The following is a 6,732-nucleotide window of genomic DNA, read 5'->3' as shown; positions in this document are numbered from 1 at the left end:
GTCTCCGCCCCGCCGACCCGGCCGTTGGAGTGCGCGTGGGGGGGGCCGGGGACCCCCGGGCTGAGCCTGCCGCGCCCGCGGGGGGGGGCGCCGAACAGGAAGAAGCGCTCGCCCTGTTCGGCGGTGGTGAGGAAGCGCCGCTCGATGGTGACGAGGCCGGCGAGCTTCACCGGCTCCGCCCGGCCGAAGAAGGCGAGGTAGATCTTGCGATCAGGGTCTGGGACGAAGCTCTGCTCCAGCGTGAAGCGGTCGCGCACCAGGCGGTGGCCCTGCACCCAGGGCCGGATGGTCCAGGAACCGTCGGGCGTGGTGTCGATGAAGTTGATGGCCTGCGGCGGATGGAAGACGTTCCGCGCGCTCGCCGCATCGGGATCGAAGGGAGAGAAGAACTCCGCGAAGGCGCCGATCGCATAGAGCGCCACGACGAGATAGAGCGACCAGCGCGCCAGGCGGTGGCGGCGGAACGCCCACCACATCAGCTTCCATTGCGAAGCCTGCTCGGCGGTGCGGTGCTCCCGCGGGTCTGTGACGGCGACGCTCATCGGTAGCGCACCCGTGGGTCGATCAGCGCCAGCAGGATGTCCGAGACCAGCATGCCGACGACGGTCAGGCTGCAAAGCAGCAGGATGAAGGCGCCGGCAAGATACATGTCCTGCGCCAGAAGGGCCTGCAGCAGAAGTGGGCCGGAGGTCGGGAGCGACAGGACGAAGGCGGTGATCACCGCGCCCGAGATCAGCTGCGGGAAGGCCCAGCCGATGGTGCTCACGAAGGGATTGAGCGCGAGCCGAACGGGATAGCGCATTAGCAGCGTGAACTCGGAAAGGCCCTTGGCACGAGCGGTCACGACATAGGGCTTGTGCAGCTCATCCAGCAGGTTCGCGCGCATGATGCGTATCAGGCTGGCGGAGGAGGAGGTGCCGAGGATGATCACCGGGATCCAGAGATGCGCCAGCAGGTCGAGCACCTTGCCCCAGCTCCAGGGGGCGTTCTGGTATTCCTCGGAGAACAGGCCGCTCACATCGGTCCCGAAGTAGATGACGCCGATGTACATCAGCACCAGCGCGATCAGGAAGTTCGGCGTGGCGAGCCCGATGAAGCCGAAGGTGGTCGCGACGTAGTCGCCGATCGAGTATTTGCGCACCGCGGAGTAGATGCCCACGGGAAACGCCACCGCCCAGGTGAACAGCAGCGTGCCGAGCGCGAGGCAGACGGAAAGCCCCATCCGCTCCCATATCAGCTCCGCCACCGGCTGCTGCCATTCGAAGCTGATGCCAAAATCGCCCCGCAGCACGCCGGAGATCCAGCGCCAGTACTGCACCAGGAAAGGCTGATCGAGGCCGTAGCGTTCGCGCAGCGCCTCCAGCCGTCCCTGGTCCACCTCGTCGCCGGACGCGGCGAGCGTCGCGGCGAAGCTTGTGAGGTAGTCTCCCGGCGGCGCCTGGATCAGCGCGAAGCTGACCAGGGACACCGCGAACAGGAAGGGCACCGTCCAGAGGATACGCCGGACGATGAAGGCCAGAAGCATCGGGCTCAGCGCCCGCGCTGCGGCGTCGCCCAGAACCAGACCTGCGGCAGCGTCGGCGCCGGGGTCGGATAATACCAGGAAGAGGGCATCGCCTGCGGCACGTTGACCAGGCCGTTGCTGACGATGCCGTAGGTGGGCAGCGCCTTGGAGACGCTGAACACCTCGAACTCGTCGGCGGCGATGTCCGCCACGCGCGTCATCAGGGCGCGGCGCGCATCGGGGTCCACCGTGGCGCGCGCCTGGTCATAGAGCCGCATGCGCTCGCGCACCGATGCCGGCGGCTCCTCCCCCTGCGCGCCGCCGCTGCGGTACCACTGCACCCAGGGGATGCCCCAGCGGCTGTCGTGATGCACCGGCACGATCTGCTGCGGGATCTCGCCCGGCACCCAGCTCGCCTGGCCGCCCCACACCGCGGCGTCATGCTCGTTGCCCTCGGAGGTGCGCTGGTAGAAGAAGGTGCGCTCCAGCGGGTTCACGTCCATCGCCACGCCGATCCGGCGCCATTGCTGGCTGATCAGCTGCAGCATGTCCACCTGCTCGGGCTGCAGGGTCGGGATCACGTCCACCTTGAAGCGCAATGGCTTGCCCGATGGCAGCAGGCGGATGCCGTCCGGCCCGCGCCGCAGCCCGAGACCGTCCAGCAGCCGGTTGGCCTCGGCCTGATTGTACTCGAGATACTGCGTCGCGAGACGGCGATGGAAGTTCGGATGGTTCTCGAAGGGGCCGTTCTGCCAGGGCTCGCCCTCGCCCAGCAGCGCGGTCTCGATCACCGCCTTGCGGTCCATGCCGAGCGAGAGCGCCACGCGGAAGTCGCGCGTGTTGAACAGGCGCCGCCACTCGGGATCGCGATGCGTCAGGTTGAGGTTGATGACCATGTTGGTGCCGCCGACCGAGGAGGCCTCGACGAAGCGGTAGCCGCCGCGGTCGCGGTTCTGCGCCAGCACCGGCCGGTTGGACGGCGCGTCGAGGTGCCGGATCTGGAAGTCGATGCGGCCCGCGATCGCCTCCAGCACCAGGCTCTGCACGTCCTGCGCGATCGGCGCGAACAGCTCGTCGATGTAGGGAAGCTGGTTGCCGGCGGTGTCCACCTGCCAGAAATACGGGTTGCGCACCATCACCACGCGGGTCGCCCCGCCGACATAGGGCTCCCGCACCACCCAGGGATCGAGCGTCGGGCGGTCAGGGTTGCCCCAGCGCGACGGGATCTCGATGTCGCCGCAGCGCGCCAGGAACAGGTTCTGCCAGTCCGCGGCGTTGGCCGCGCGCACCAGATCGGCGACGTTCGGGTTGTATTTCGGCAGGAACTGGCTGCAGTAGTGCTTCGCATACAGCACCGGGTGCTGACCGAGCGGCGAGGCGAGCTCGGCGAGGAAGTCGCCATAGGGCTCGGCGAAAGTGAAACGGACGGTCTGCGCGTCCAGCTTCTCCACGCGCACATTCTGCCCGCCGGCCTTGTAGCGCGGCGGCGTCGGCGCCAGCGCACCGGCGAGGACGACATCCTCCATGTTGAACAGCACGTCGTCGGCGGTGAAGGGCGTGCCGTCGGACCAGCGCATGCCCTGGCGAAGATGGAAGGTGAAGACGCGCGCGTCGTCACTCACCTCGAAGGAGCGGGCGACGTTCGGCACGATGCGCGTGTATTGCGGATCCCAGCGCACCAGGCCCTGCGGCCCGACCACACGCAGGATGTGGTTGTGGTCCGAGCTGCCGCGCAGCCCGAAGCGCAGCCGTCCGCCATAGGTGCCCACCCGATCGAGCGGCGTGATGACCTCCGGCTGGCTGCCGATGCGCTGCGCCAGCGGCGGCAACTCGCCGCGCGCGACACGCTGGGCGAGGGCTGGCGCCTCATGCGCGTTCTGTGCGGCGCCTGGGGCCACCAGGCCCAGCGCCAGTGCGCAGCCCATGGACAGGCTGAGCAGACTGCGTCGTGGCGTCATGCGGCAAAACCCTCCCATCGGCCGCCGCCTTCGGCGTGCCGTGCATTCTTGGACGGGAAGAGGCTCCGCCAAGCCGCAAAAGTTGTCAAACTGATTTTGCGGCAGTTAGACTGATCGGAAGAGTTCGCCGGTACGGGAGGATCATGCCCGCTTCGCGTTCAAGCACCGCAGCATTGCGCGAGCCCGTCTCGCGGCGCATCGCGCAGCCGGTGCGAAACACGGCGGTCGTGGAGGCGCCGCTCAGCCGCGACCGCCTCTATGAGGCGCTGCTGGGCCGCATCCTGTCAGGCGAATACGCCCCTGGCCAGCGGCTGCCGAGCGAGGAAGTCCTGGCGGCTGATTTCGGCGTCTCGCGGCCGGTGGTCCGCCAGGCGCTGGCGCGGCTGAGGGAAGAGGATTTCATCGCATCCCGCCGCGGCTCCGGCTCCTATGTGCGGCGGCCGGAGGAGGAGGCGGCAGCGCCTTTCGCTCCGATCTCCTGCGTCGCCGACATCGAGCGCTGCTTCGAGTTCCGGCTGACCATCGAGTCCCGCGGCGCCGGTCTCGCCGCGCGCAACCGCGGCGCGGCGCAACTTCAGGCGCTGCGCGCGGCCCATACGCATCTGGAAGCCGTGCTGCAGACCGGCGCGCTCGGCAACGAGGCCGATTTCCGCTTCCACGATGCGGTCGCCGAGGCCAGCGGAAACCGCTTCTTCCTCGAGACGTTGCACGTGCTGCGCCCGCATATCGACACCTGCATGCGCATGCTGCCGCGCCTGGCGCAGCGCCGCACGCCGAGCCGCATCGCGCGCGTCCGCGCCGAGCATCGCGCGATCCTGGATGCCATCGTCGCGCGCGACGCGGCGGGCGCGGAGAAGGCCATGGCCGATCACATCACGCGCGCCCAGCGGCGCATCTTCCAGGGCGAGGCGGGGGACGATCCGCGATGACACGCCCGGTGGTCGAGCGCGTCGGCACGGTTACGGCGCGCGTGGGCGAGGGCGCGGTGTGGGACGTGGAGGACCAGGCGCTCTGGTGGGTGGACATCCCCGCCGGCCTCGTCCACCGACACGACGCGACGGGCGAGGAACGACGCTGGGAGATCGGGGAAGCGGTGGGCTGCCTCGCGCGGCGCGCGGCGGGCGGGCTCGTGCTCGCCACGCGCAGCGGCTTTCGTCTGTTCGATCCCGCGACCGGCGCCTGCACCGCCATCGCGGACCCGGAAGCCGACCTGCCGGAAAACCGCTTCAACGACGGCGCCACGGATGCGCGCGGCCGCTTCTGGGCCGGCACCATGAAGGACCAGGGCGAGCCCGCCGCGCGCGGCACCTTCTGGCGTCTCGATCCCGATCGCAGCGTGACGCATGGCCCGGGCGGCTTCTGGACGACGAACGGCCTCGCCTTCGCGCCCGATGGCCGCAGGATCTACTTCTCCGACAGCCATCCCTCGGTCCGCACCATCTGGCGCGCGCCCTACGACCTCGACACCGGCACGATCGGCCCGCGCGAGGTGTTCTTCGACACGCGCGCCGTCGCAGGCCGGCCGGATGGCGCCACGGTGGATGCGGATGGCTGCTACTGGATGGCCGGCGTCGGCGGCTGGCAGCTTGTGCGTATCACGCCGACGGGGCGTGTGGACCGCATCGTGGAGATGCCGGTCGAGCGGCCATCCCGCCCCATGTGGGGCGGCGCGCGGCTCGACACGCTCTACGTCACCTCGATCGGCGTCGGCCTCACGCCAGGGACCGAGCCGCGGCAGCCCGATGCCGGCGGGCTCTTCGCCGTGACGGGCCTCGGCACCACCGGCCTGCCGCAGACCCGCTACGCCGGCTGAACGGGAACACGCCATGCGCATCACCGGCCTTCGCAGCTTCATGACGCGCGACCGCGACCGCCCGCGCGTGATCGTCGCGATCGACACGGACGAGGGCATCACCGGCTGGGGCGAGTGCTACAACCACGGCCCCGACCGCGCTCTGCCGCCGCTGCTGGAGTACCTGGCGCTGCAGATCGGCGGCGAGGATCCGCGGCGCATCGAATACCTGATCCTGAAGATGCTGCAGAAGGCGCGATTCCCGCCGGGCGCGCTCGGCCTCGCCGCGATCAGCGCGATCGACCATGCACTGTGGGACATCAGCGCCAAGGCGCTCGGCGTGCCGGTGTTCATGCTGCTCGGCGGCCATGCGCGGGAGCGCGTGCGCGTCTATCTCGGCGTCTACAGCGCGCCGGAGCCGGAAGAGGTGCGCGATACCTGCCTGAAGATGGAGGCGGAATACGGCTTCACCGCCTTCAAGCTCAGCCCCTTCCGCGCCGACCTGAACCAGGTGCCCTGGCGCGAGGTGCTGCGCAGCACGACGCGTTGGGTGGAGCGGCTGCGCGCGATCTGCCCGGACCGCTTCGAATTCGCCTTCGACGCACATGCGCGGATCTTCGAGCCCTGGCAGGCGGTGCAGCTCGGCAATGCCCTCGCGCCCTTCGACCCGCTCTTCTACGAGGAGCCCATCCGGCCCGAGAACATCGAGGCCTGGGGCCGCATGAAGCCGCAGATCGGCTGCCCGCTGGCGACCGGCGAGAGCCTCTACAGCCGCTTCGAGTTCCTGCGGCTGCTGCAGGTGGCGGGCGCCGACATCATCCAGCCCGACATCTGCGTCGTCGGCGGCCTGCTCGAGATGCGCAAGATCGCCGCGCTGGCGGAAGCGCACTACGTCACCGTCGCGCCGCACAACCCGATGGGGCCGCTTGCGACGGCGGTGAACGTGCATTTCTGCGCAGCGCAGCCCAATGTGAAGATCCTGGAATACCGGCTGCCGCAGCAGGCGCCCTATGTGCGCGACCCCTACCTGCCACGCGACGGCCATCTGGAGCTGCGCCACGACCGGCCCGGCTGGGGCGTGGAGATGGACGAGGCGGTGTTGGCCGAGGACCGCTACATCCATTGGGAGCGCAAGCTGCCGCGCCGTCCTGACGGCTCGACCGGCTATTGCTGAGGGGCATGCCATGCCGGATGCGCGCATCGCGCTGATCACCGGCGGCGCCGGTGCGATCGGCATGGCGACGGCGCGCCGCCTTGCGCGGGACGGCATCGTGCCGGCGCTGGCGGATCGTGACGCCGCTGCGCTCGATGCGGCGGTCGCTGCCTTGCGTGCGGAGACGGGGCTGCCCGCGCTCGGCATCCACGCCGACCTCGTGGAGCGCGACGCGCCGCGCGCGGTGATGGACCGGATCGAGGCGGCCGTGGGCCCGCGCGCCGGCCGGGGGGACAAAGCCCGCCGCACCCCCCCCCCGCCCGCC

General features: G+C 70.0%; 6 protein-coding genes and 1 pseudogene. 4 read left to right on the top strand and 3 right to left on the bottom strand.

Going from position 1 to position 6,732, the window contains the following annotated elements; genetic code table 11:
• The 3 genes and pseudogenes from AC1MIR_RS16890 to AC1MIR_RS16880 form a co-directional block, all read right to left on the bottom strand.
• Window positions 1-542 (bottom strand): annotated as a pseudogene (locus tag AC1MIR_RS16890) (hypothetical protein); the annotation flags it as partial.
• Window positions 539-1,525: an ABC transporter permease gene (locus AC1MIR_RS16885; protein WP_480029344.1), complete on the bottom strand. Its 987-nt coding sequence runs from the start codon at window positions 1,523-1,525 to the stop codon at window positions 539-541. The pseudogene AC1MIR_RS16890 and the gene AC1MIR_RS16885, both read right to left, overlap by 4 nt.
• 5 nt (window positions 1,526-1,530) lie before the next feature.
• Window positions 1,531-3,462 carry an ABC transporter substrate-binding protein gene (locus AC1MIR_RS16880; protein WP_480029343.1) on the bottom strand — a complete coding sequence of 644 codons (1,932 nt, stop codon included), beginning with the start codon at window positions 3,460-3,462 and terminating at the stop codon, window positions 1,531-1,533.
• A gap of 209 nt (window positions 3,463-3,671) precedes the next feature.
• Between AC1MIR_RS16880 and AC1MIR_RS16875 the strand changes: the two genes are divergently transcribed.
• The 4 genes from AC1MIR_RS16875 to AC1MIR_RS16860 form a co-directional block, all read left to right on the top strand.
• Window positions 3,672-4,391: a FadR/GntR family transcriptional regulator gene (locus AC1MIR_RS16875; RefSeq protein WP_480029342.1), complete on the top strand. Its 720-nt coding sequence runs from the start codon at window positions 3,672-3,674 to the stop codon at window positions 4,389-4,391.
• Window positions 4,388-5,275 carry an SMP-30/gluconolactonase/LRE family protein gene (locus AC1MIR_RS16870; RefSeq protein WP_480029341.1) on the top strand — a complete coding sequence of 296 codons (888 nt, stop codon included), beginning with the start codon at window positions 4,388-4,390 and terminating at the stop codon, window positions 5,273-5,275. Before AC1MIR_RS16875 ends, AC1MIR_RS16870 begins: the two co-directional genes overlap by 4 nt.
• Before the next feature lie 13 nt (window positions 5,276-5,288).
• Window positions 5,289-6,428, top strand: coding sequence for a mandelate racemase/muconate lactonizing enzyme family protein (locus AC1MIR_RS16865; RefSeq protein ID WP_480029340.1), 1,140 nt, complete (start codon window positions 5,289-5,291; stop codon window positions 6,426-6,428).
• A 10-nt stretch (window positions 6,429-6,438) separates the two neighbouring features.
• A partial coding sequence (locus AC1MIR_RS16860; RefSeq protein WP_480029339.1) for an SDR family NAD(P)-dependent oxidoreductase occupies window positions 6,439-6,732 on the top strand: 294 nt, incomplete at its 3' end.

The sequence above is a fragment of the Falsiroseomonas sp. RANM36 genome (genome assembly GCF_056682175.1).
Note: the sequence above shows the minus strand (reverse complement) of the source record. Positions and strands in the feature narration are given on the sequence as shown.